Origin of the sequence: Methylophaga sp. UBA1464 (assembly GCF_002325665.1) — a bacterium.
Lineage (GTDB): Bacteria > Pseudomonadota > Gammaproteobacteria > Nitrosococcales > Methylophagaceae > Methylophaga.
On the sequence record NZ_DCSO01000047.1, the window covers coordinates 14,444 to 15,596 of the forward strand.

1 protein-coding gene is annotated in these 1,153 nt (G+C 48.8%); it reads right to left on the reverse strand.

Translation table 11 applies throughout. The features are described 5' to 3' along the window. Positions 1-1,043 (reverse strand): amidase (locus B3O33_RS05540; protein WP_292363163.1); only part of this gene is annotated, 1,043 nt, incomplete at its 3' end. Between the last annotated feature and the right edge of the window lie 110 nt (positions 1,044-1,153).

Consider the following 1,153-nt stretch of genomic DNA (forward strand, 5'->3'; position numbering starts at 1 on the left):
AAACCTTCACCGCGTGAACGTTGATAGAGATCCAGCAAGTCTTTTGGATCGTCACAGCGATGACCGAACCGTACCCCATCCATTCGCGATAGATTGGATGAACATTCCGCTGGAGCGACAACATAATAGGTTGGTATTGCCAGCGCTGTATTCGGCAGGCTGATTTCTTTAACGGTTGCGCCGAGTTTTTCAAATTCTTTAATGGCAGCCTCGATAGTTACAGCCACTTCAGGTGACAGGCCTTCGCCAAAGTATTCTTTCGGCAGGCCAATGCGCAAACCTTCCAAAGAATCATTCAGATTGGCGGTGTAATCTGGAACATCGCGTTCCACACTGGTGGAATCACGCTCATCAAAACCGGACATCACGTTTAATAACAATGCCGCATCTTCGGCATTGGCCGCCATCGGTCCTGCCTGATCCAGACTGGAGGCAAAGGCAATCATGCCGTAGCGGGAAACGCGGCCATAAGTTGGCTTCAATCCGGTTAAATTACACAAAGAAGAAGGTTGACGAATCGAACCACCCGTATCTGTTCCGGTAGCAACCGGCGTTAAACGTGCAGCGACTGCTGCTGCAGAACCACCTGATGAACCACCCGGAACACGCTCGATGTCCCAGGGATTTTTTACCGGACCATAGAAGCTGGTTTCATTGGATGAACCCATGGCGAATTCATCCATATTGGTTTTACCCAGCATGACCATGCCGCTGGCAGCAATTTTTTCAACCACGGTGGCATCATAGGGCGCGATAAATTTATCAAGCATTTTCGATGCACAGCTGGTGCGGACACCTTTGGTGCAGAAAATATCTTTATGCGCCATCGGGATGCCGGTCAATTTACCGGCGGTTTTTTCCGCAAACTGTTTATCGGCAGCGGCGGCCTGCGCCAGCGCACTTTCCTCAGTAATGCTGATAAAGGCATTCAAATTACCGTTATGCGTTTTGATGCGATTTAAGAAATGTTTGGTCAGTTCCACACTGGTGATATCACCGTTGTGCAGCAACGCCGAAAGTTCAGATAAAGTTTTGTTATGCATGAGCTTGCCTGTGTTGGAATTTATTCGATGACTTGCGGAACCAGATAAACGCCAGCCTCGGTTTTGGGTGCGATAGACTGGAATAATTCACGCTGATCGGTTTCTGTCAC